25 protein-coding genes are annotated in these 20,770 nt (G+C 66.0%); 16 read left to right on the top strand and 9 right to left on the bottom strand.

Features of this window, described 5'->3' with window-relative positions:
* Positions 1-4: 4 nt before the first annotated feature.
* A complete protein-coding gene (locus C8C94_RS00825) occupies positions 5-1,306 on the bottom strand; it encodes an efflux RND transporter periplasmic adaptor subunit (RefSeq protein ID WP_199731154.1) in 1,302 nt (433 codons plus the stop codon).
* A gap of 308 nt (positions 1,307-1,614) precedes the next feature.
* On the opposite strand from C8C94_RS00825, the gene C8C94_RS00820 reads away from it, so the two are divergent.
* From C8C94_RS00820 to C8C94_RS00785, 8 genes are all read left to right on the top strand, one after another.
* A complete protein-coding gene (locus tag C8C94_RS00820) occupies positions 1,615-2,025 on the top strand; it encodes a DUF2306 domain-containing protein (RefSeq protein WP_121419366.1) in 411 nt (136 codons plus the stop codon).
* 46 nt (positions 2,026-2,071) lie between these two features.
* Positions 2,072-2,644: a DUF6622 family protein gene (locus C8C94_RS00815; protein WP_121419365.1), complete on the top strand. Its 573-nt coding sequence runs from the start codon at positions 2,072-2,074 to the stop codon at positions 2,642-2,644.
* Between the two features lie 58 nt (positions 2,645-2,702).
* The gene (locus tag C8C94_RS00810; protein WP_121419364.1) at positions 2,703-2,993 is read left to right on the top strand and encodes a 2TM domain-containing protein; all 291 of its coding nucleotides are present in this window, start codon (positions 2,703-2,705) and stop codon (positions 2,991-2,993) included.
* A gap of 43 nt (positions 2,994-3,036) precedes the next feature.
* Complete coding sequence (locus C8C94_RS00805; protein ID WP_370449762.1) at positions 3,037-4,092, top strand: alpha/beta hydrolase family protein; 1,056 nt, start codon at positions 3,037-3,039, stop codon at positions 4,090-4,092.
* A 96-nt stretch (positions 4,093-4,188) separates the two neighbouring features.
* A complete protein-coding gene (locus tag C8C94_RS00800; RefSeq protein ID WP_233573351.1) occupies positions 4,189-5,151 on the top strand; it encodes an alpha/beta hydrolase in 963 nt (320 codons plus the stop codon).
* Positions 5,152-5,206: 55 nt separating this feature from the next.
* Positions 5,207-5,524 carry a 2TM domain-containing protein gene (locus tag C8C94_RS00795; RefSeq protein ID WP_121419361.1) on the top strand — a complete coding sequence of 106 codons (318 nt, stop codon included), beginning with the start codon at positions 5,207-5,209 and terminating at the stop codon, positions 5,522-5,524.
* Positions 5,521-6,609: a sensor histidine kinase gene (locus C8C94_RS00790; RefSeq protein ID WP_121419360.1), complete on the top strand. Its 1,089-nt coding sequence runs from the start codon at positions 5,521-5,523 to the stop codon at positions 6,607-6,609. Before C8C94_RS00795 ends, C8C94_RS00790 begins: the two co-directional genes overlap by 4 nt.
* A complete protein-coding gene (locus C8C94_RS00785; protein WP_055396282.1) occupies positions 6,606-7,433 on the top strand; it encodes a LytTR family DNA-binding domain-containing protein in 828 nt (275 codons plus the stop codon). The genes C8C94_RS00790 and C8C94_RS00785 overlap by 4 nt, the downstream gene beginning before the upstream one ends.
* 8 nt (positions 7,434-7,441) lie before the next feature.
* Here the strand turns inward: C8C94_RS00785 and C8C94_RS00780 are convergent, their stop codons facing one another.
* From C8C94_RS00780 to C8C94_RS00750, 7 genes are all read right to left on the bottom strand, one after another.
* Entirely contained in the window at positions 7,442-8,083 is a 642-nt protein-coding gene (locus tag C8C94_RS00780; protein ID WP_055396280.1) for a LysE family translocator, read from the bottom strand.
* Between the two features lie 97 nt (positions 8,084-8,180).
* Positions 8,181-8,807 carry an ATP-binding cassette domain-containing protein gene (locus C8C94_RS00775; protein WP_121419359.1) on the bottom strand — a complete coding sequence of 209 codons (627 nt, stop codon included), beginning with the start codon at positions 8,805-8,807 and terminating at the stop codon, positions 8,181-8,183.
* Positions 8,808-8,867: 60 nt separating this feature from the next.
* Positions 8,868-9,803, bottom strand: coding sequence for an EamA family transporter (locus C8C94_RS00770; protein ID WP_121419358.1), 936 nt, complete (start codon positions 9,801-9,803; stop codon positions 8,868-8,870).
* Positions 9,800-10,807: an NAD-dependent epimerase/dehydratase family protein gene (locus C8C94_RS00765; RefSeq protein ID WP_121419357.1), complete on the bottom strand. Its 1,008-nt coding sequence runs from the start codon at positions 10,805-10,807 to the stop codon at positions 9,800-9,802. The genes C8C94_RS00770 and C8C94_RS00765 overlap by 4 nt, the downstream gene beginning before the upstream one ends.
* A complete protein-coding gene (locus tag C8C94_RS00760) occupies positions 10,804-11,739 on the bottom strand; it encodes a bile acid:sodium symporter family protein (protein ID WP_121419356.1) in 936 nt (311 codons plus the stop codon). Before C8C94_RS00760 ends, C8C94_RS00765 begins: the two co-directional genes overlap by 4 nt.
* Positions 11,740-11,749: 10 nt before the next feature.
* Positions 11,750-13,084, bottom strand: coding sequence for an NAD(P)/FAD-dependent oxidoreductase (locus C8C94_RS00755; protein WP_121419355.1), 1,335 nt, complete (start codon positions 13,082-13,084; stop codon positions 11,750-11,752).
* Complete coding sequence (locus C8C94_RS00750) at positions 13,081-13,929, bottom strand: SDR family oxidoreductase (RefSeq protein ID WP_121419354.1); 849 nt, start codon at positions 13,927-13,929, stop codon at positions 13,081-13,083. The genes C8C94_RS00755 and C8C94_RS00750 overlap by 4 nt, the downstream gene beginning before the upstream one ends.
* 90 nt (positions 13,930-14,019) lie before the next feature.
* On the opposite strand from C8C94_RS00750, the gene C8C94_RS00745 reads away from it, so the two are divergent.
* The 8 genes from C8C94_RS00745 to C8C94_RS00715 all read left to right on the top strand — a co-directional run bounded on the left by C8C94_RS00745 (position 14,020) and on the right by C8C94_RS00715 (position 19,629).
* Positions 14,020-14,772 carry an IclR family transcriptional regulator gene (locus C8C94_RS00745; protein ID WP_121419353.1) on the top strand — a complete coding sequence of 251 codons (753 nt, stop codon included), beginning with the start codon at positions 14,020-14,022 and terminating at the stop codon, positions 14,770-14,772.
* A gap of 19 nt (positions 14,773-14,791) precedes the next feature.
* Complete coding sequence (locus tag C8C94_RS00740; protein ID WP_121419352.1) at positions 14,792-15,160, top strand: hypothetical protein; 369 nt, start codon at positions 14,792-14,794, stop codon at positions 15,158-15,160.
* A gap of 126 nt (positions 15,161-15,286) precedes the next feature.
* A complete protein-coding gene (locus C8C94_RS00735) occupies positions 15,287-16,255 on the top strand; it encodes an MBL fold metallo-hydrolase (protein ID WP_121419351.1) in 969 nt (322 codons plus the stop codon).
* On the top strand, positions 16,233-16,835 hold the full coding sequence (locus tag C8C94_RS00730; RefSeq protein WP_121419350.1) for a histidine phosphatase family protein: 603 nt from the start codon (positions 16,233-16,235) through the stop codon (positions 16,833-16,835). The genes C8C94_RS00735 and C8C94_RS00730 overlap by 23 nt, the downstream gene beginning before the upstream one ends.
* Before the next feature lie 274 nt (positions 16,836-17,109).
* Positions 17,110-18,009 (top strand): transglutaminase family protein, encoded by a 900-nt coding sequence (locus C8C94_RS00725; RefSeq protein ID WP_121419349.1) that lies wholly within the window; start codon positions 17,110-17,112, stop codon positions 18,007-18,009.
* A gap of 93 nt (positions 18,010-18,102) precedes the next feature.
* Positions 18,103-18,273, top strand: a complete 171-nt coding sequence (locus tag C8C94_RS25695; RefSeq protein WP_162995995.1) for a hypothetical protein — start codon at positions 18,103-18,105, stop codon at positions 18,271-18,273.
* Positions 18,274-18,409: 136 nt separating this feature from the next.
* On the top strand, positions 18,410-19,099 hold the full coding sequence (locus tag C8C94_RS00720; RefSeq protein WP_121419348.1) for a glutathione S-transferase family protein: 690 nt from the start codon (positions 18,410-18,412) through the stop codon (positions 19,097-19,099).
* Between the two features lie 20 nt (positions 19,100-19,119).
* On the top strand, positions 19,120-19,629 hold the full coding sequence (locus C8C94_RS00715) for a low molecular weight protein-tyrosine-phosphatase (RefSeq protein ID WP_121419347.1): 510 nt from the start codon (positions 19,120-19,122) through the stop codon (positions 19,627-19,629).
* 2 nt (positions 19,630-19,631) lie between these two features.
* On the opposite strand, the gene C8C94_RS00710 is transcribed toward C8C94_RS00715, so the two are convergent.
* Complete coding sequence (locus C8C94_RS00710; RefSeq protein ID WP_121419346.1) at positions 19,632-20,714, bottom strand: XdhC family protein; 1,083 nt, start codon at positions 20,712-20,714, stop codon at positions 19,632-19,634.
* Positions 20,715-20,770: the final 56 nt, after the last annotated feature.

Raw genomic sequence — 20,770 nt, 5'->3', positions numbered from 1 at the left:
GCGCTCAGGGATTCTGAGGAGGACGCTGGCGGCGCTGGCCACCTTCTCCACGCTCCCCTCGCGACCCGCTGGCCCCCGCACGCGGTGCACGGGCGGCCTGCGCACCCGGCAGCTGCACGGCCATGCCATCCTGCAAGCGGTCCCCGCCCTCGGTCACCACACGTTCGCCTTCCTTCAGGCCTTCGGTGATCGCCATCAGCCCCACCGTGGCCTGACCGCGCTTGACCTTGCGCAGCGACACCGTGCGGTCTTCGTTGATGACATAGACGTAGTCGCCATTGGCGCCGGTGCGCACGGCGGTCACGGGCACCACCAGCGCGGGCACGTTGCGCAGCAGCAGCTGCACGTTCACAAACTGGTTGGGAAACAACGCACCCGCCGCGTTCTCGAACCGAGCCTTGGCCTTGACGGTGCCGGTGGTGGTGTCCACCTGGTTGTCCAGCGTCGAAAACCGGCCCTTGTCGAGTTCGGCCTTGCGCGTGCGGTCCAGCGCCGTCACGGCCAGGGCGTCCGCTGCGCCCTGCGCTGCCTGGATGTCGGCCACGCGGTCCTGCGGCACGGAGAACTGCACGTCGATGGGCGCCACCTGCGTGATGGTGGCCAGGCCCGCCGTGTCGCCCGAGGTCACGTAGTTGCCCGCATCCACGGTGCGAAGACCGATGCGCCCCGACGCGGGCGCGGTGATGCGGGTGTAGTCCAGGTTCAGGCGCGCCGTGCCCTCCTGGGCCTTGTCGGTCATCACCGTGCCTTCGAGTTGCTTGACCAGCGCGGCCTGCGTATCCACGTCCTGGCGGGCGATGGAGTCTTGCGACAGCAATGTGCGGTAGCGCTCCAGCGTGAGGCGCGCGTTCTCCAGCTGCGCCTCGTCGCGCTGGCGGGTGCCCTGGGCCTGCATCAGCGCCTGCTCGAAGGGTCGGGGGTCGATCTGCGCCAGCAACTGCCCTTTTTTGACCATCTGCCCCTCGGTGAACAGCACCTGGGTCAGCATGCCCGACACCTGGGGCCGCAGCGTGACCGTTGTGGCGGGGATCACGGTGCCCAGCGCATCGATGATCACCGGCAGTTCAGCCTTGCGCACCACGGCATCTCCCACCGTGACCATGGGGCGCCCGCCCCCCGGAAAGCCTGGACCGCCGCTGGATTCACCATTGGCCCGCTGGATGAGATACCACGCCGCCCCTCCTACCAGCCCCACCAACACCAGCGCCAGCAGGCTTCCTACCCATCGGGATCGGCGTGGCGGTTTGCCGGGGGGAGCGGGAGGAATGGCCGATGGCGGGGGCGCGTTGACTTCTTGAGGGTTCATGGCGGTCTTGATTCGTGTTCTCGGGGTGCGTGCTGGGCGGGTGTCAGCACGGTCAACCGTACCGGATCGTAGAGGCTCAGTTCACGCGTTGCTTTGAACGCTGTGCGAAGAAAAGTAAACCTTGGGGTCAAAGCAATTCGTAGGGAAGACGCATCCACCAACGGGCCGACCACCAAAAATGCCCTGCAAGTCACGCCGCGCTCCTGCATTTCGCGGCGGCCCTGGCGCATTTCGTCGCAAGCCGCTGGCAGCGACAGGGCGGTGTCGGCACAGTCCGCTCCATTGAAGAACGAGCCCGGAGCTACACCATGCAACTCACCCCCGTCATCGCCATCCACCTCGCCGCAGCGCTCGCCGCGACCGCCATCGGCCCCATCGCCCTGTGGGCCCGCAAGGGTGCCACCCAACGCCCGCGCCTACACCGCGCCGCCGGGTATGCCTGGGTAACCCTGATGGTGGCCACAGCCGTGTCGGCCATTTTCATCAGTGGGGGTCCGGGCCCGCGCTGGGGCAGCTTCGGGCTGATCCACCTGCTGATACCGGTCACGCTGGGGATGCTGGTGCTGTCTTTTGTCTTCCTGGCCCGGCGCAACATCGACGGGCATCGCAAGACGATGCAGCGCGTCTACATCGGCGCCTGCGTGGTGGCCGGTGGCTTCACTCTGCTGCCTGATCGCTTTCTCGGCCATTCGCTCTGGTCGGCACTGGGCGTGATCTGACCCTGCCGTTCCCTCTCCATCTGCCCTTTCCACTCAGGAGATCCCCATGCTGCTCAATTTGATTGTTCACCAACCCCAAGCAATGCTCCAGGTCATCAGTCACACCCCCTACTGGGTTTGGGGCATGCTGGCCGGCCTGGTGGGGCTGGGAGCCAGCCAGCTGCGCGACCGCAGCGCCAGCCTGCTGCGAACCCAGCTCATGCCGCTGGGCATGGCCGCCTTCTCGGTGGCAGGCCTGCTGTCGGCATTCGGCGGTTCGGCCTCCTCCGGCGTACAGGCAGTGGGTCTCTGGCTGGCAGCCGCCACGGCGACCACGGCGCTGGCCCTGTGGTTCCAGCCCACGGCGCCCACCGGCACGCTCTACAACGCCTCTTCGCGCAGTTTTTACATTCCGGGCAGCGCCATGCCGCTCGCGCTGATCGTCGGCATCTTCCTGACCAAGTATTTCGTAGGGGTGGAGCTGGCCATGCAACCCACCCTGGCACGGGACGGCACCTTCGCGCTGCAGATCTCGGCCCTTTATGGGATGTTCAACGGCCTGTTCGCCGCCCGGGCCCTGCGGATGTGGCGCCTGGCGCAGCAAAGCGTGGTCTACGGCGCATCCCCCGTGGGCGCCTGAGCCCCGCCAGAACCCTGCCCTCCCATCGAACTGACTCACCTTGTCTGGAGACATCACCATGCACTACGTCCACCCCACCCAAGACCCCATCGAACGCCTGGCCCGCAAACGCGCCGGGGCCAAACTCGGCTGGTACATGCACGCCGGCGTCTATCTGCTGGTCAACCTGCTGCTGATCACCCTGTCGGCCGCCAGCGGGCGGCACTGGGCGGTGTACCCCGCCCTGGGATGGGGCATCGGCCTGGTGGTGCATGGGGCGGTGGTGTTCCTGATCGCTGGCGGCGGGCTGCATGAGCGCATGGTGCAGGCCGAACGCGACCGTCTGGCGCAGCAGGGGCAACGCCGTTGAACCCGTCTACACCCTCCTTCCGCACGAAAGAAATCCCATGAAGATGCTCCGACGACTGACCCTGACCCTGCTGACACTGGCGACATGGGGTGCGGCCACCGCCTCCCAGGCGGGCACGGGGCTGATGGAATTGCCCGGCTTGCTGGGGGATGGCCCCATCACGGTGTTCTACCCCAGCAGCAGTGCCGACGAACCTGTGCAGCGCGGCCCCTTCCAGCTGCAGCTGGCCTGGCAAGGCAGCCCCGTGCGGGGCAACGGCCGCCTGATCGTCATCACACACGGTTCGGGCGGCAATCCGTGGGTCCACACCGACCTTGCGCGTGCAATGGTGGCCGCAGGTTTTGTCGTGGCATTGCCCGAACATGCGGGAGACAACTCCAAAGACCCATCCACCCCCGGCCCCGAGAGCTGGAAGCGCCGCCCCGTCGAGGTCTCCCGCGCCATCGACGCCGTGGCCCAAGACAACCGCCTGGCCCCGTTGCTCACCCTGGACAAGGTGGGGGTCTTCGGTGGTTCCGCCGGTGGCCACACGGCGTTGACGCTGGCGGGCGGCGCGTGGTCGCCCGCGCGCTTTCGTCAGCACTGCGAGGCCCACATTGCCGATGATTTTTCCTCCTGTGTCGGGTTCATCACCCGTTTGCACGGCAACCTGCTGGATGGCCTGAAAAAGTGGTTTGCACTGACCGTGATACGGCACCGCTTTGGCGATGACACCGCCTACACACACCAGGACCCCCGCATACAAGCCGCCGTGGCCAGCGTGCCCTTTGCAGCCGACTTTGACATGGCCACCCTTGCCACCCCAAGCATCGCGCTGGGGCTGGTGACTGCGGGCATGGATGTGAACCAGGTACCGCGCTTTCACAGTGACGCCGTGCTCACGGCCTGCCAGGACCGCTGCACCCACGTAGCCCACCTGCCGGACGCCAGCCACGGCGCCATGCTGTCGCCCATGCCACCGCTGCACCTGCTGAGCGACGTGCAGACCGCGCTGCTGGGCGACCCGCCCGGCTTTGACCGCAAGGTGCTGCCCGAGGTGGATGCACGCATCGTGGACTTCTTTGAGCGGCACCTGCTGCCCACGACCGCTGCACATTGACCCTTTCAAACCATGCTACTCATCTCTGCCATTTCACTCGGGCTGCTTGGCACAATGCTACGGCCCGCCAACTTGCGACACCGCCGCACCGCGCCCATGCTCCTCACGCCTCTGCTCATCCTGCTCGCCTGCACCGCGGCACTCACGGCCGCCCTGGTGTGGGGAGGCCCCCGGCCCATTCAGCCACTGACCAGCGTCAACGCCCCGTTTGCGGGGGTGGACTTCACCGGCGTTCCCAGCGCTCAGCGCTACTTCGCCCGGGACGGCACATCTCTGGCCTGGTACAGCTACCCGCCCGCGACGGCAGCCGCGGACGCCCTGCTTCACCGGGTCGTGCTGGTGCACGGCTCGTCGTCGAGGGCCCGGTCCATGCACGTGCTGGCCCGCGCTCTGGCGGCCCAGGGGTACGCGGTGGCTGCGCTGGACCTGCGCGGACATGGCGAATCCGGCGAACGCGGGCACGTGGCCTACATCGGCCAACTCGAAGATGATCTGGAAGACTTCCTGCGCGCCGTTCCCCACGGCGGTTCCCAGACCCTGATGGGCTTCTCGGCAGGCGGCGGTTTCGCGCTGCGCTTCGCAGGCAGCGATCGGCAGGCCCTGTTTGGCCACTACGTCCTGCTCTCCCCGTTCATTCACCAGGATGCGCCCACGGCGCGCCCCGATACCGGAGGCTGGGCCTCCATCGGTGTGCCAAGGCTGATCGCCCTGACGCTGTTCAACCGCGCGGGCATCACGCGATGGAACGATCTGCCGGTTCTGCGCTTTGCATTGGACGAGGCATCCCGCGCGGGGCTGACCCCGAGCTATTCCTACAACCTTGCCATGAACTTCCGCCCCCACGACGACTACCAGGCCGACATCCGCAATGCCCGGGGCACGGTCTGCATCGTGGCCGGGCAGGACGATGAGCTTTTTTACGCCGACCGCTTTGCCGATCTGTTTGCCCAGTCGGGCAAGCCTGTGCCCGTGACCCTGGTGCCCAGCGTGAACCACATGGGGCTGACGCTGGACGCCCAGGCTGTGGCCACGGTGGCGCGCCACGCCTGCCCGGCGTAGCCCGCCCCTAGAATCCCTGCAGCGCCCCGAGCTTTTCACCCCCGACCGCCCCGCCATGACCTCCCCTCTTAGCCCCGAAGAAATCGAAACGCTGGCCCGCCGGCGCGCCAGCGCCAAGCTGGGTTGGTACGTGCACGCTGCAGCGTTCGTGCTGGTCAACGCGCTGCTCTTTGCCATGTCGCGCTACGCATTCGGTACGCGCCCCTGGTCGATCTATCCACTGCTGGGCTGGGGCCTGGGGCTGGTGCTGCATGGGGTGTCGGTGTTCCTGCTGGGCAGCGGCGACGGCCTGCGCGAACGCATGGTGCAGCGCGAGCGCGAAGCCCTGCAGCGCGAACAAGCCCAAAAGCAGCAAGATCAGCACCGGCCATGATGCTGCGACGCCCCTTCAACGGCATCAGCAAGCTGCGGCACTTCCTTCAGGTGCTCGCCTTTACCCTGGTCGTTGCGACTATCCAATATGCCTTCATGCCCGACAAGCCCTACGGGCCGCCGGTGGTGTATTCGATACTGATCGGCACCTTCACCTGGGCCGTGATCGACCTGGGGCGCGAATTGATACCGTCTGCCGCCGAAACGGGCTGGCCGCATGGGTGGCAAGGCATGGCGCTGGTGGCGGGGGGCATCGTTGTGGGGTACGTGGCAGGCACGGCGCTGGCCAACGCCTTGTGCGTGTACTACTTTCACTTCTACCCACCGGGCACGTCCACTACCGGGTCTGACCAGCGCACATCCATTCTCATCACGGCCATTGCCGGGCTGGTGGGCAGCTACTACTTCTACGCCATCCACAAATCGGCGTATCTGGAAGACAAGATGGCCGAGGCGCGCATGCACGCGAGCGAGGCGCGCCTGAAGCTGCTGGAAACCCAGCTCGAACCGCACATGCTGTTCAACACGCTGGCCAACCTGCGCGTGCTGATCGGCACAGACCCCGCGCGTGCGCAAGAGATGCTGGACCGCATGATTGCCTACCTGCGCGCCACGCTCACCGCGTCGCGCAGCACCCAGCACCCGCTGTCCAACGAGTTTGACCGCCTGCGCGACTACCTGGAGCTGATGGCGGTGCGCATGGGCCCGCGCATGGCCTACACGCTGGACCTGCCCGAGGCACTGCGGGATGTGCCCGTGCCGCCACTGCTGCTGCAGCCCCTGGTGGAAAACGCCATACGCCACGGCCTGGAGCCCCAGGTGGAAGGTGGCCACATCACCGTGCGTGCCAGCACGCGCCCGGGCGCCAATGGCCCGCTGCTGGTGATCGAGGTCAACGACACCGGCGTGGGCCTGCCCGGCACCCTGCCCACGCCGGGCCCCGGCCAGAGCTTTGGCCTGACCCAGGTGCGCGAACGCCTGGCCACCTTGCACGGCGCATCAGGCACTCTTGATTTGATAGCTGCTAGCGCAGGAGGGACAAGCGCTAGCGTCGTTTTTCCTTTGAAATCCGCCCCCAACCCATGAACCAGCCCGCCCCCCGCGCCCTGATTGCTGAGGATGAACACCTGCTGGCTGCCGCACTGCAGCAGGAGCTGGCCCGCGCCTGGCCCGCGCTGCAGATCGCCGCGACCGTGGGCGACGGCCTGTCGGCCGTCAGGCAGGCGCTGGCCCTGCTCCCCGACGTGCTCTTCTTTGACATCCGCATGCCGGGCCAAAGCGGGCTGGATGCCGCCGTGGAACTGGCCGACGCCTGGCCCGACGACAAACCGTTTCCCGCACTCGTATTCGTGACGGCCTACGACCAGTACGCCGTGCAAGCGTTTGAAGCCCAGGCTGTGGACTACCTGCTCAAGCCCGTGCAGGCGGCCCGGCTGCAAAAAACAGTGCAAAAACTGCAGCTAGCGCTTATGAATAAAGCGCAACCAGCTATCAATTTAGAAGCAACCATGGAGCAGCTGCGCCACCTGCTGGCAGCGCCCGGCATTGCCTCGCCATCCGCTGCAGCGGCACCAAGCAGCACCGCCCCCCTCACCCTCATCCAGGCCAGCAGCGGCAGCCAGATCCACATGGTGCCGGTGGCCGACGTGCTGTACTTTGAAGCGGCCGACAAATACGTGCGGGTGCTGACTGCGGCGCGCGAGTACCTGATCCGCACGCCGCTCAAGGAGCTGACGAGCCAGCTTGATACGCAGGTGTTCTGGCAGATCCATCGCAGCACCCTGGTGCGCGCCAGCGCCATCACCACGGTGACGCGCGACGAGGCGGGCAAGCTGCATCTGGAGCTGGCGGGCCGGACCGAGAAGCTGCCCGTGAGCCGCCTTTACGCGCACCTTTTCAAGGCGATGTAGTCCCCGAGTTACCGATTGGTGGCCAGCAGCAGGCCACCCGCCCCCATGAAGAACCCGCCGGTGGCCTTGTTGAGACGCACCACACCCCGTGAGGTGCGGATAAACCGGCGGATCTGCCGGCCCCCCGCCGCATACACCGCCGTGGAGACAAACTCAGCCCCCAGGTACACCGCCCCCAGCACCACAAACTGGCGCAGGGCCGGCTGGCCGGGGTCGATGAACTGCGGAAAGACCGCTGCAAACAGGATGATGGCCTTGGGATTGGTGATGCCCAGCAAGAACTCCTGCGCGATGAGCGACTGCAGGCGCACCGGTGCACCGCCCGCTTTGACCGCACCTCCGTCTGCGCCATCCACCACATCCAGCCCGCTGAACTCGCGGCTGCGCCACGCGCGCCAGCCCAGCCAGAACAGGTAGCAGGCCCCTACCCACTTCACGGCCGTGAAGGCCGCCTCGGACGCCAGCAGCATGGCCCCCAAGCCCACCGCAGACACCGTCAGGAAAATCGCGAACGCAGCCACCCGCCCCAGCGTCGCCACCATGGCCGCACCAATCCCCGCGCGAATGCCGTTGTTGAGGCCACAGAAATTGTTGGGGCCGGGCGTGAGCGCAATGGCAACCGCCACCGGGGCAAAAAGAAGCGCGTCCATGAAACAGTCCTTCAGAGAACGGGAAAACACCCGATAGCGGCCCAGTCTAAAACAAGCGGGGGCGGAAGGCGCAGGCGCTCGGTGCCCCGGACACCACTCAACTGTTCAGTTCCACCACCGTGCCCCAGGGCACGCCTGGCAAAGCCTCGTAATGCGCCACGACCACCACCCGCCCGGGCTGGCCCGCCACCTGCGCCAGGGCGCGGCCCAGGTAGGTGGCCGACGGCTTGTCCAGCCCGCCCACAGGCTCGTCGATCAAGGTCAGCGGCGCGCCCGAGGCCAGCGCCCCGGCCATGAGCACCTTGCGTTTGCTGCCGGTGGACAGCGCATAGAACGGCTTGTCCAGATGCTCGTGCAGCGTGAAGCCTTCAATGTGCGTGACCAGCGCTGCGGCATCCCACAGCGGGTAGTGCGCGGGCAGGCTGTCCAGCCAGCCACGGGCGGTGAGCTTGTCCAGGTCGCCAGCACGGGGATCAACCCAGAACACCATTTGCGCAAAGGCCTTGGGCGTGTCGCTCAGGCGCACACCCTGCAGCGTGATGCGCCCGGCCTGCGCCGTGAGTTCACCCGCCAACAGGCGCAGCAGCGTGGTCTTGCCACTGCTTTCGTCGCCACGCACCAGCGCCAGGCCTGCAGGCAGCGCCACCGACCACTGGTTGAGCACCCCACATTCGGGATAGGCAAAACACAGCCCCTCCACCTGCAACACCACGTTCTCAGACATCCTGCTTCCTTGGGTTTGTTGCGCAGGACATTCCGTACAAGCCTGCGCCGGTCCAGGATTCTAGAGAGCGGTCGAGTGGGTCTCGGCTTTGCGCCGCCACCGTGCCCACAGCCAGCCACCGGTCTGGTTGACCACCAGGCCACACAACACAGCCGCTGCGCCCGCCCACTGCAGCGGCAAGGGCGTTTCGCCCAAAAACGCATACGCAGCCCACAGCCCTACCACTGGCACCAGCAGCGAAAACGGCGTCACCCGCCCGGCCGCGTGGCGTTGCAGCAGCTGCGTCCACAGCGTGTAGGCCAGCAAGGTGGCCAGCAATGCGAGGTAAAGCACTGCGAGCAAAGCCCTGCCGTCCACCGCCTGCAATTGCGCCACGACACCGCTGGCGCCTTCGGTCCACACCGCCAGCGCAAAGAACGGAACGATGGGCACCACGCTGCTCCACACGATGAACGGAAACGGCGCGTAAGCCCCTGCCTGCGCAGCGCGGCGTGCCACCAGGTTGGACACCGCCCACATGAAGGCCGCGCCGAGGGTGAGCACAAAACCGGCCAGCGTCATCTGCCCGGGCCCTTCTCCATGGGCAAGACCAATGATCATGAGCCCGCCAAACGCCAGCAGCAGACCCCACCACTGCCAGGGTTTGGCGCGCTCACCCAGCAGCGGTGCAGCCAGCAGCAGCGTAAAAAACGCCTGCGTCTGCATGACCACCGAGGCCATGCCCGCCGTCATGCCCAGCTGCAGACCCAGGAACAGAAAGCCGAACTGCCCCAGCCCCTGCGCCAGCCCGTAGCCCACCACAAAGCGCCAGGGCATCGATGGGCGGGGCACGAACAGCAGAAACGGCAAGGATGCCGCAGTGAAACGCAGGGCACCCAGCAGCATGGGGCTGAGCCCCTGCAAGCCCAGCTTCATCACCACAAAGTTCAGCCCCCAGATGACCACCACGGCCAGCGCGCGCAGCAAGTCGCCACGGCTCAGTGCCAGCGCCGTCATGCAGCCACCGCCGCAGCCGCAGCCACCGGCCGCCCTTGGCGCGCCCGGGCAGCCACGAAGGCTTCGAACGCCTCAGCGCTGGTCTTGCCAGGCACGTAGCCCAGCACCTCCTTGAGCGCGGCATTGAGCAGCACGGGGCGGTAACGCAGAAAATCCAGCTGCTCGGGCCCGTAGCGGCTCAGGCCCAGCGCGGAGCCCACCGCCAGCGCGGCACGCAGCAGGCCCGCAGGCAACTCCAGCACCGGTTTACCCAGGCGCCGGGCGATCTCGCGCAGCGGCAGCGCGCCATCGCCCGCCAGGTTGAAACAGCCAGCGCGCTGCGTGCGCAACGCATGCAGGATGGCGCCGGTCACGTCCTCGTCCCAGATGAAAACAAACGGGCTCTCGCTGCCACGGATGGCCAGCAGACGGCGTTTGTCGAACAGCGCGGTGATCTGGTTGTCCACCCGCTCGCCCAGGATGGTGCCGATGCGCAGCACCGTCTGCGCCAGCGCGGGGTGGTCCGCGCGGTACTGCGCCAGCATCTCTTCCACCAGCCGCTTGTGGTGGGCATAGGCAAACACCTCATTGCCGCGCAGCGCATCGGTCTCGCGCAGCCAGGCGGGGTTGTCAGCGTGGTAACCATACGCGGCCCCGCTGGAGCTGACGACGATGTGCTTGACACCCGTGGCCACGCAGGCATCGAGCACATTCTGGCTGCCCAGCACATCCACGGAATATTCGAATTCGCGGTTGGATCCTTTGCCCGGCGTGACGATGGAGGCCAGGTGCACCACGCTGTCGATGGCATGGTCGGCCAGCGTCTGCGCCAGCGCGGGATCACGCACGTCCTGTACCAGATAGATCACGCCAGGCAGGCGGCGCTCGGCAGGCACCTCGCGCACATCGGCCGCCACCAGCGTGTGCACACCCTCGCGCGCAAGGGCGGCCACTACACCCCGGCCCAGAAAACCGTCGGCCCCGGTCACCAGGATGCGGCGCGTTGCCAATGAAGAAGCCGTCATGCGCCGTGCTCCTTGGCCGAAGCCCCCAGCGGCACCCCCGCAGGTCTGCGCCCCCACCAACCCGCCAGCGCCAGGCCCGCAATGATGTCCCAGAAGCCCCAGACACCCGTCACCACGGCCATGCCCCCCAGACCTCCAAAAAAACTGAAGATCAGCACCAGGCCCAGGCCCGCGTTGCGGATGCCCACCTCAATGCTCACCGCGCGCCGGTCGTAGTCCGACAAGCCGCTGAGCCGCGCGCAGGCGTAGCCGGTGCCAAAGGCCAGCGCGTCATGCAATACCACGGCCAGCAGCACCAGCCCCACGTAGTCGAGGAAGTAGCGCCAGTTGCCCGCCACGGCCCCGACGATGAAACCGATCAGGCAGACAAAGCTGAGGATGCGCACGGGCTTGTTCACCCGCTGCGTGAAACGCGGCAGCTTCTCCGCACACAGAATGCCCAGCGCAAACGGCAGCCCGATGATGGCGACGATGTGCCCCGCCATCTCCAGCGGGTCGAGCGCAATGCTGCGCAACAACGGTGCCGCCGTGGGGTGCAAACCGCCCCAGAACGCGAAGTTGAGCGGCATAAGCACAATCGCGAGCGCGTTGGAGATCGCCGTCATCGACACCGACAGCGCCACATTGCCGCCTGCGCGGTGCGTGAGGATGTTGCTCACATTGCCCGGCGGGCAGCAGGCCACCAGGATCATGCCCAGCGCAATGCTGGGGCCGGGCTGGAGCAGCAGCGTGAGCACAAAGGTCACGGCAGGCAGCACGATGAACTGCGCCGCAATGCCCACTGCCATGGCTCCGGGCATGCGCAGCACGCGCTTGAAGTCGGCCACGCGCGTATCGAGCGCAATGCCGAACATGAGAAAACCCAGCACTACATTGAGCGCCACGAGCGATGCAGGGTTGAAGTTGAGGCGTATTTCGTCCACGGGCAGCATGGAGGTCCTTTCAGGCGAGGGCAGCTGAGGCTGCCCGCACCGCGTTGCGGTAGGTGTCCTTGTGCACGTAGTACGCCATGCGTTCAAGCTTCAGGTACTTGAAGCCACCCGACAGATCGGGTGGAGGCCCGGCCTTGGCCTGCCGCAGGGCCTCGGCGCGCGGTGATCCTTCAGACTGCGCCTTGAAAAAGCGCGCTACCAGCTCCGCTTGCTCGTAACGGCCCTGCCAGCCGATACCGCTGGCTTCGATCATGCCCATCACCGCCAGGTTGTCGAAACGCGGCGACAGGATGTTGAGGTACAGCTGCGGCGCCATGCCGTTCCAGTTGAGCAGGCTATGGTCGATAAAAGGGTAGTGCAGCTTGTAGCCGGTGGCGCAGAGCACGAGGTCGTAGTCTTGCGCGCTACCGTCCTTGAAAAACACGGTGTGGCCCTGCAGGCGCGCAATATCGGGCTTCACATGGATGTCGCCGTGGCCCAGGTGGTGCAGCACCAGCGAGTTCACCACGGGGTGCGATTCGTACATCTTGTAGTCTGGCTTGGGCAGGCCAAACCGCGCCGGGTCGCCGGTGAACCACTGCAGCACCACGCTGTCGATCTTCTGCTTGAGCCAGGGCGGCATCTTGAACTTGCCCCCCAGCGTGTCGGCGGGCTGGCCGAACACGTATTTGGGCACAAAGTAGTAGCCGCGCCTCACCGACAGATCCACGCTGCGCGCGTAATGCACCGCATCCACGGCGATGTCGCAGCCCGAGTTGCCCGCGCCCACCACCAACACGCGTTTGCCCTTGAACAGCTCGGCGCTTTTGTAGGCGCTGGTGTGCAGCAGCTCGCCATCAAACTGGCCTTCAAAGCGCGGCATGTTGGGCTCGGCCAGCGTGCCATTGGCAATCACCACGCCCTTGAACTCTGCTGTCTGCGAGGGTCCGCCGTGCTGGCTCCAGGTGATGCGCCACAGCGGCGCTGCGCCCTCGCCCACGGGCTCGACCTTCAGCACGCGGGTACCAAACCAGTAGTGCGGGCGCAAACTAAAGTGCGCGGCAAAGTCCATGAAGTACTGCCGCATCTCGCGGTGGCTGGGGTAGTCGGCCACCTCGGGTCGCATGGGGAATTCGGTGAACTCCGTGGTGTGTTTGCTGGAGATGAGGTGCGCGGACTCATACACCGTGCTGCGCGGGTTCTCGATGTTCCACAGGCCGCCCACGTCGGTGTGTGCTTCAAAGCCCTGGAAGGGCACGCCCAGCTTTTGCAGGTTGCGCGCAGCCGCCAGGCCACTGGGGCCTGCGCCTATCAGAGCGATCTGGGTGCGGGTATCTGCCACAGTGGGTGTTGTCTCCGTTGTCATGCGTTTTTGCTTTCGTTGTGTACCGGTGTCTCCGTAGGCAACGGCAGGCCCGGAATGGCCGTGGCCCCCGCCTCGCCCACGCGCGGCTTGCGCGGCTGGCCCAGCAGCAGGCGGTCGTGCAGGGCGTCGGGCAACAGGTTCAGCAAGCGGGCCAGCCAGCCAATGCGCGCGGGCAGCACGATGTGGGTACGACCTTGCGCGGCGCCCGCCAGCAGGTCCCGGGCAGCGGCTTCGGGCTCCATCAGGCCCGGCATGGCAAAACGATTGCCCGCCGTGAGCGCGGTGCGAAGGTAGCCAGGGCTCACCGTGCTGACCACAATGGATTCGCCGCGCAGCTCGGCACGCAGGCTCTCCAGGTAGCGGATGAGCCCGCCCTTGCTCGCGCAATAGGCGCCGTTGCCCGGCATGCCGCGCCAGCCCGCAATGCTGGCCACGCCCACCAGTGCGCCGCGCCGCTGAGCGCGCATGGCTTTCACAAACGGCTGAAAGGTGGTGGCCGCGCCCAGCAGGTTGATCTCCAGCATGCGGCGCAGCACCGCGAGGTCGTCGGCTTCGGCAGTGTCAAAGCCGCCTGCCACGCCCGCGTTGGCAATGACGAGGTCGGGCACCGCGCCCGAGCGCGCCATCCAGTCGGCCGCCATGGCCTGCATCGCGGTGCTGTCGGACACATCGGGCGCGTACACCGCGCAGCGCCCAGGCGCCAGCGCAGCCAGTGCCTGCAACGTGGGCAAGTGAAGCCCCACCAGCGCCACGGCGGCGCCCTGGCCGATCAGCTCCCGCGCCAGGGCCTGGCCCAGGCCACCACAAGCGCCTGTGAGTACCGCGTTCTGAAAAGTCGCCGCCATGAGCACCCCGTGAAATGTTGGTATGCAGCTTAGCCACAATGCTCAATAATCCCGAAATGTTTTATGGATTCGTCTCGAATTCCGGGATTTATGACCAACTCATCCCCCAGCTTGCGCCTGTTTGAACTGCTGGAAATCATGTGCACCCATGGCCGCCCGTTCAGCCTGGCGGACGCCATCGAGGCCACAGGCTGGCCCAAACCCAGCGTGCATCGCATGCTGGGCCAGCTCGAAAGCGGTGGCCTGCTGGCGCGCGAGCCCGATGGGCGCCGCTACACCCCCGCACCCCGCCTGCTGCGCCTGGCCGAAAGCACGCTCAGCGCGGGCACCCAGCATGGCGTGCGCCATGCGGTGCTGCGCCAGCTGGTGGCCGATATTGGCGAGAGCTGCAACCTCACGGCGCTCAGCGGCGCCGAGGTGATCTACCTGGACCGCGTGGAGTCGGCCTTTCCGCTGCGCATGGAGCTGCGGCCCGGCACGCGCGTGCCCATCCACTGCTCGGCCAGCGGCAAGCTGTTTCTGGCCCACCTGTCGGCCGCGCGCCGGGCGGCGATCCTGGACGGACTGCCGCTGACCCGCCACACGGCCACCACTTTGACCGACCGCACCGCCCTAGAGGCCGAGCTGGAGCAGATCCTGCGGCAGGGTTACGCCACAGATGCCGAGGAGTTTGTGGATGGTCTCGTTTGTGTGGCTGTGCCTGTGCTGGGCAGCGGGCGGCGGCAGGTACGCTGCGCCGTGGCCCTGCAAGCACCGGCGGCACGCATGCCGCTGGCGCAGGCGCTACAGCAGGTGACCCGCCTGGGCGAAGCCGCCCAGGCGCTGGGCCGTACCTGGACATGACATCTCTTTAACGGACACCATGAACCTGAACTACCTGGATTTTGACTACAGCGAAGACGCGGACGGCGTAGGTACGTTTGACGCCATGGCGAGCGTGCAGCCCGCGCAGATTCCCGCATTACATGCAGAGATCAGCGCCGTACTGGTCTGGGCGCACCAGCATTGGCCCGATGCCTGCGGCCCGTCGGAAGATGGGGGCATATGGCACTACGACCTGCAAGGCGTGCAGGAGATCAGCACACCGCTGGTGCTGACGTTTGATGACAACGCCGGGCAACTGCGTGCGGCGCCAGGCAACCCCGCCCCACCCCGGACCACGATCACATTGACAATCAGCGGAAATGCTGACTTTTGCGGTGCATTGCGCGACGCCTTCTCGATCGAATAGCCTCCATAGCCCCAATTACCAGCAAAAGCCCCACATTGCGAACAGGTTAGCGCGTCGGCAAGCGGCAATCTCTCGGGCATCGCTACAGTTGCGACTCCTCAGTTCAACTCAAGACCGGAGAGTTTCATGCTGTCACGCCGCCACTTCCTGGGTGCAAGCCTGGCCACCACCGTTTACGCAGCGGGCTCGTTTGTCCCCGTGTGGGCCCAGAACGCGCCCAACTTCGGAACCCCCACCTTGCCCAGCCCCGGCTTTCGCCGCATGAAGGTGGGCGATGTGGAGGTGATTGCGCTGAACGATGGCATCACGCGCCGCCCGCTGGGAGAGGAATTTGTGAAGAACGCGCCGCTGACCGAGGTACGTGCGCTGCTGGCATCGCAAGGACTGCCCACCGACTACATCGACGTGCCCTACACCCCCTTTCTGGTGGTGGCAGGCGCGCGCAAGATCCTCATCGACACCGGCTTGGGCGAGTTTGGTGGCGCCACCACCGGCAAGCTGCTCGACAGCCTGCGCGCGGCGGGCATGCAGGCAGCCGACATCGACACCGTGCTGATCAGCCACTACCACGGCGACCACATCAACGGCATCCGCAACAAGGCCGGTGAGTTGGTTTTCCCCAAGGCCAAGGTGATGGTGCCCGCCGCCGAACACGCGTTCTGGATGGACGACGCCCGCATGGCCGCTGCGCCCGCTGGCATGAAGGGTGCATTCGATAACGTGCGCCGCACCTTTGCCACCATGCCCGCAGACACGCTGGTGCAGTTTGCGGCCGATGCGGAAGTGGCGCCGGGCATCAAGTCTGTGGCGGCCTATGGCCACACGCCGGGCCATACGCTGTTCGAGCTGACCTCGTCGGGCCAGAAGTTCTTCTACGTGGCAGACCTGACCAACGTGCCTGCACTGTTCGCACGCAATCCCGACTGGGCTGTGACCTTTGACATGGACGCCGAGGCTGCGCGCAAGGTGCGGCGCGATGTGTTCCAGCGCATCACCGCCAGCAATGCCATGCTGGGCGGCTTCCACTTCCCGTTCCCTGCGTTTGGCCGCATGGCGGTTTCTGGCAATGGCTATGCCTTCCAGCCTGCCGCCTGAGCCCCGCATTGCCCGCCGTGCGGTGCTGGGCGCCGGGCTAGCCTTGGCCAGCCTGCGTGGCTGGGCGGCGCAAGACGCGGATGCCGAAGCATTGTTGCGCAAGGGCGGGGTGGTGGCCGCCTTCCGCCACTCGCTGGCCCCCGGCACATTCGACCCCCCAGGATTCCGCCTGGGTGACTGCAGCACCCAGCGCAATCTGAGCGAAGAAGGCCGCGCACAGGCACGCAGCGTGGGCGCGTGGTTTCAGCAACGGCAACTCCAACCTGGCAAGGTTTTATCAAGCCCCTGGTGCCGCTGCGTGGACAGTGCCGCCCTCGCCTTTGGTACGCCGCAGGTCTGGGCGGCACTCGGGTCGCCCCGGGGTAGCCCGGAGACCACCGGTGCGGCCCACCTGCGTGAACTGCGTACAGCGCTGGCCACAGCGTCGTCTCAGCCCGGTCGTTTCGAAGTGTGGTTCACCCACATGTTTGTGCTGTCCGACCTGGCAAGTACCAACACCAGCTCGGGCGAGGGGCTGATTCTCCGGGCAGATCGCAGTGGCAACGTCGAGGTCCTGGCGCGTCTTTCCATACCCGCCTGACGGGGTGACCTGGCGGCTTCCCGCGAATGGGTAGCGGGCGGGCATGGCGGCGGGTCGTTCGCCTACATCGGGCGCGGGGGAAAGGACTATCCTCAAGCCACGCTGCTGTGCCGGATGCCCCGGAACGCGGTGCACGAAGGACATGCCCATGGCAAACACCCAAAGCCCTCCCCCGCAGTCAAATACCCGCAACGCTGCCACCTGGCCTGCCCCCTACCCCGCCCAGCAAGTCGGCACAGTCCCTGCAGACCAGCCAAGCCATGACCGCGTACGCATGGAGCTGCAGATTGATCTGAGCTACGAGGTGGACCAGCATGGTGCCGATTTTGTCTTCAACATTCACGCGGCGCAGACACCCAACCAGTCGGTAAGCGCAGAGCGCCTGGTCATCAACCAGCCCATTGCCCACCACATTCATACCGACCCAGCCACGGGAAACCGCTATCTACGGCTGCATGGCGAGCCCGGCACGCTGAAGCTGTCGTATTCAGCCACGGTCGATATCAACCACTACCGCATCGACCCCTCCCAATTGGCAGAAGTACCGGTGCGGCGCCTGCCGCAAGAGGTAATGGGCTACATCTACCCCAGCCGGTATTGCCAGTCCGACCGGCTGCTGCGCCTGGCGACGAACGAGTTTGGTGCGCTGTGGCAAGGGCACAGCCGCGTGCAGGCGATCTGCGACTGGGTGCAGCGGCACGTGGCGTTCACCTCCAACACTTCCAACTCCAACACCTCTGCGGTGGACACGCTGGTGGAGCAGGTGGGCGTGTGCCGTGACTTCGCCCACCTCATGATTGCCTTGTGCCGCGCCATCAACATCCCGGCCCGCTTCACCACCGGAACCGACTACGGCGCTGACCCGGCCCTGGGCCCCCCCGACTTTCATGCCTATGTGGAGGTGTACCTGGGCGACCGCTGGTACATCTTTGACCCGTCTGGCACGGCGATCCCCATGGGCCTGCTGCGGTTTGGTGTGGGGAGGGATGCGGCCGATGTGGCCTTTGCCACCATCTTCGGTGGCGTGTGGGCCAAGCCCCCCGTGATCCGTACGATGGCCATTCAGGATGCCGCGCGGGGTTTTGAGTTGCCCCGCCATTGCACACAAGCGCTGTCCACCGACCACGGCGCAGGTGTGGCGGCGGGTGTGGCCGCAGGTTTTGTGGCGGCCTGAGCACCCACAAACACCTGCCAAACACCTTTGAAAGCCCGGCAACCCGGCTGTGGCCTAAAATCTCTCCTTTTTCCACCAACTCAGAGACCTACCATGGGCAACAAGATCGTCACAGAAGCAGACCGCAAGCGCACCCCCCGCCCTACGCCCGTGCCCGGCTACACCCTGGCCACTCCCGGCCGTGGCCAGCGCGTGAGCCTGGAACGCGGTGTGGCAACCCGCAGCAAGAAGAACCCTGGCAAGCGCTCCAAGAAGGGCGGCTGATCGCCAGATCGCCACGGGCCGACTGCGGTTGGTTCCTTGCAAGAAAGCCCTCGCCAGAGGGCTTTTTGCTTTCTGGGGCTTTCACACCACCCGGCCGGTGGCGCCTTGCTCCGGCAACCTGTGCCAATATTCACCCATGATCACCGTCCACCACCTCGAAACCTCGCGCTCGCAGCGCGTTCTCTGGCTGCTCGAAGAACTGGGTGTTCCCTACGAGCTGAAAATCTACCAGCGCGACAAGGCCACCAAGCTGGCCCCGCCCGAACTCAAGAAGATCCACCCGCTGGGCAAATCACCGGTGATCACCGACGGCAAAGAAGTCATCGCCGAGTCGGGCGCGATCATCGAATACCTGGTGGAAACCTACGGAGCCCAGGCGAGCGGCGACCTGGCCCACCTGCAACCGGCGCCGCGCACGCCAGAGTACCGCCAGTGCCGCTTCTGGATGCACTACGCCGAAGGCTCGCTCATGAACTGGCTGGTGATGAAGCTGGTGTTCATGACCATCCCGACCCAGCCCATGCCGTTCTTCGTCAAGCCCATCGCCAAGGCACTGTGCGGCACGGTGCAGGAAAAATTGATCGACCCCAATGTAAACACCGCGCTCGACTTCATGGAGCAGCACCTGGGCACGCACCGCTGGTTTGCGGGCGAGCACCTCACCATGGCCGATTTTCAGATGAGCTTTGCGGTGGAGGCCGCCCTCTCACGCGCAAGCAAGGCCGGTGCGTGCCCCAACCTTCTGGCCTACAAGCAGCGCATGGAGGCCCGCCCCGCGTACCAGCGCGGCATTGCCAAGGGTGGCCCGGTGGTGATGTCCGCCTGAACATCGTCGGGATCACAGAGATGCCTGACCGCGTCGCTACCTACTCGGTGCTTTTTGTGTGCATGGGCAACATCTGCCGCAGCCCCACGGCCCACGGCGTGTTCCGGCACAAGGTGGTTCACAGTGGTTTGGCGAGCCAGGTGCGTGCGGACTCGGCAGGCACCCACAACTACCACCCCGGCAAGGCACCGGACGAACGGACGCAACGCCACGCAGCGCAACGGGGCTACGACCTGTCGGATCTGCGCGCTCGGCAGATGCTGGCCAACGACTTTGAACGCCACGATCTGGTTCTGGCGATGGACTGGGACAACCTGGCCCTTGCGCAAGACCTTTGCCCACCCGAACACGCCCGCAAGTTGCGCCGTATGACAGAGTTCTGCCAACGGTTCGACAGCCCCGTGGTGCCCGATCCGTACTACGGCGGGGCCGCTGGTTTTGAACAGGTGCTGGACCTGGTGGAAGACGCCTGTCATGGCCTGCTGCACCATGTGCGGCAGCAGTTGCAGCTGCGGTCCAAGCCGCTTTAGCACTAATCTGCGCGCACCCCACACACCAGCACACCCGGGTCGTTGTGCGCCAGCTCCCTGTCATTCTTGGCCTGGGCCACTTCCATGTCGCGCGGCAAGGTCACGCCGTTTTTGACGGCCAGGATTTCGGCCATCACGCTCACTGCAATCTCGGGCGGTGTCTTGCTGCCGATGTAGATGCCAATTGGCCCGCGCAGGCGCGCCAGGCTTGCTTCGGTCTGGTCGAAGTGTTCGATCATGCGGGCGCGGCGCGCCTCGTTGTTGCGGCGCGAGCCGATGCCGCCCACATAAAACGCGTCGGTATTCAGCGCCTCCAGCAGCGCCAGGTCGTCGAGCTTGGGGTCGTGCGTGAGGGCCACCACGCAACTGCGCCGGTCGGGCTTGAAGGCCAGCACCACGTCGTCGGGCATGTCACTCACCACCGTGGCGGCAGGCACGTTCCAGCTGCCCCGGTACTCCTCGCGCGGGTCGCACACCGTTACCGCAAACCCGTTGAACAGCGCCATGGTGGCCAGGTATTCCGCCAGCTGGCCCGCGCCGATCAGCAGCATGCGGTACTCGGGGCCAAAGGTGTTGGTAAGCCGCTCAGCATCCACCACCAGCTCGGTGGGCGCTGCCGCAGGCGTTAGCGTGACCGCGCCGTCGACCAAGCGCACGCTGCGCTGCATCAGGCGCCCAGCCTCCAGCGCGGTGATCAGTGTTGCCAGGCTGTCCGGGGCCGGGTCGTACTCCAGCAGCAGCTCCAGCGTTCCGCCACAGGGCAAGCCGAAGCGGTGCGCCTCGTCTGCGGTGACGCCGTATTTCACAAACGTCGGCGGGCCGCTGGGAATGCGGTGATCTTTGCCCGCGTTCGCCGTGGGCGCGCCCTGTGCATAGGCCCGTGTATGGCGATCGATCAGATCGTCCTCAATGCACCCGCCCGACACAGACCCCACCACAGACCCGTCTTCACACAGCGCCATGATGGAGCCCACCGGCCGGGGTGAAGAGCCCCACGTGCGCACCACCGTCGCCAGCAACGCCCGCCGCCCGGCGGCCCGCCAGCCCTGCAGCGTGCGCAACACCATCACATCCAGGTTTTCCATCGTTCCGTCACCAATTCATTTCTACCGCTTATTCAGATATTCCCATCTACGTCCGC

It is taken from the genome of Acidovorax sp. 94 (genome assembly GCF_003634645.1).
GTDB classification, from domain to species: domain Bacteria; phylum Pseudomonadota; class Gammaproteobacteria; order Burkholderiales; family Burkholderiaceae_C; genus Acidovorax; species Acidovorax facilis.
The sequence above is the reverse complement of the archived record's forward strand: the minus strand, read 5'-3'. Positions and strand labels throughout refer to the sequence as shown.

What these genes read in the sequence shown, in the direction of transcription:
- C8C94_RS00825 (WP_199731154.1), bottom strand. Translation starts at nt 1,306, where the DNA reads ATGAACCCTCAAGAAGTCAACGCGCCCCCGCCATCGGCCATTCCTCCC.
- C8C94_RS00820 (WP_121419366.1), top strand. Translation starts at nt 1,615, where the DNA reads ATGCAACTCACCCCCGTCATCGCCATCCACCTCGCCGCAGCGCTCGCC.
- C8C94_RS00815 (WP_121419365.1), top strand. Translation starts at nt 2,072, where the DNA reads ATGCTGCTCAATTTGATTGTTCACCAACCCCAAGCAATGCTCCAGGTC.
- C8C94_RS00810 (WP_121419364.1), top strand. Translation starts at nt 2,703, where the DNA reads ATGCACTACGTCCACCCCACCCAAGACCCCATCGAACGCCTGGCCCGC.
- C8C94_RS00805 (WP_370449762.1), top strand. Translation starts at nt 3,037, where the DNA reads ATGCTCCGACGACTGACCCTGACCCTGCTGACACTGGCGACATGGGGT.
- C8C94_RS00800 (WP_233573351.1), top strand. Translation starts at nt 4,189, where the DNA reads ATGCTCCTCACGCCTCTGCTCATCCTGCTCGCCTGCACCGCGGCACTC.
- C8C94_RS00795 (WP_121419361.1), top strand. Translation starts at nt 5,207, where the DNA reads ATGACCTCCCCTCTTAGCCCCGAAGAAATCGAAACGCTGGCCCGCCGG.
- C8C94_RS00790 (WP_121419360.1), top strand. Translation starts at nt 5,521, where the DNA reads ATGATGCTGCGACGCCCCTTCAACGGCATCAGCAAGCTGCGGCACTTC.
- C8C94_RS00785 (WP_055396282.1), top strand. Translation starts at nt 6,606, where the DNA reads ATGAACCAGCCCGCCCCCCGCGCCCTGATTGCTGAGGATGAACACCTG.
- C8C94_RS00780 (WP_055396280.1), bottom strand. Translation starts at nt 8,083, where the DNA reads ATGGACGCGCTTCTTTTTGCCCCGGTGGCGGTTGCCATTGCGCTCACG.
- C8C94_RS00775 (WP_121419359.1), bottom strand. Translation starts at nt 8,807, where the DNA reads ATGTCTGAGAACGTGGTGTTGCAGGTGGAGGGGCTGTGTTTTGCCTAT.
- C8C94_RS00770 (WP_121419358.1), bottom strand. Translation starts at nt 9,803, where the DNA reads ATGACGGCGCTGGCACTGAGCCGTGGCGACTTGCTGCGCGCGCTGGCC.
- C8C94_RS00765 (WP_121419357.1), bottom strand. Translation starts at nt 10,807, where the DNA reads ATGACGGCTTCTTCATTGGCAACGCGCCGCATCCTGGTGACCGGGGCC.
- C8C94_RS00760 (WP_121419356.1), bottom strand. Translation starts at nt 11,739, where the DNA reads ATGCTGCCCGTGGACGAAATACGCCTCAACTTCAACCCTGCATCGCTC.
- C8C94_RS00755 (WP_121419355.1), bottom strand. Translation starts at nt 13,084, where the DNA reads ATGACAACGGAGACAACACCCACTGTGGCAGATACCCGCACCCAGATC.
- C8C94_RS00750 (WP_121419354.1), bottom strand. Translation starts at nt 13,929, where the DNA reads ATGGCGGCGACTTTTCAGAACGCGGTACTCACAGGCGCTTGTGGTGGC.
- C8C94_RS00745 (WP_121419353.1), top strand. Translation starts at nt 14,020, where the DNA reads ATGACCAACTCATCCCCCAGCTTGCGCCTGTTTGAACTGCTGGAAATC.
- C8C94_RS00740 (WP_121419352.1), top strand. Translation starts at nt 14,792, where the DNA reads ATGAACCTGAACTACCTGGATTTTGACTACAGCGAAGACGCGGACGGC.
- C8C94_RS00735 (WP_121419351.1), top strand. Translation starts at nt 15,287, where the DNA reads ATGCTGTCACGCCGCCACTTCCTGGGTGCAAGCCTGGCCACCACCGTT.
- C8C94_RS00730 (WP_121419350.1), top strand. Translation starts at nt 16,233, where the DNA reads ATGCCTTCCAGCCTGCCGCCTGAGCCCCGCATTGCCCGCCGTGCGGTG.
- C8C94_RS00725 (WP_121419349.1), top strand. Translation starts at nt 17,110, where the DNA reads ATGGAGCTGCAGATTGATCTGAGCTACGAGGTGGACCAGCATGGTGCC.
- C8C94_RS25695 (WP_162995995.1), top strand. Translation starts at nt 18,103, where the DNA reads ATGGGCAACAAGATCGTCACAGAAGCAGACCGCAAGCGCACCCCCCGC.
- C8C94_RS00720 (WP_121419348.1), top strand. Translation starts at nt 18,410, where the DNA reads ATGATCACCGTCCACCACCTCGAAACCTCGCGCTCGCAGCGCGTTCTC.
- C8C94_RS00715 (WP_121419347.1), top strand. Translation starts at nt 19,120, where the DNA reads ATGCCTGACCGCGTCGCTACCTACTCGGTGCTTTTTGTGTGCATGGGC.
- C8C94_RS00710 (WP_121419346.1), bottom strand. Translation starts at nt 20,714, where the DNA reads ATGGAAAACCTGGATGTGATGGTGTTGCGCACGCTGCAGGGCTGGCGG.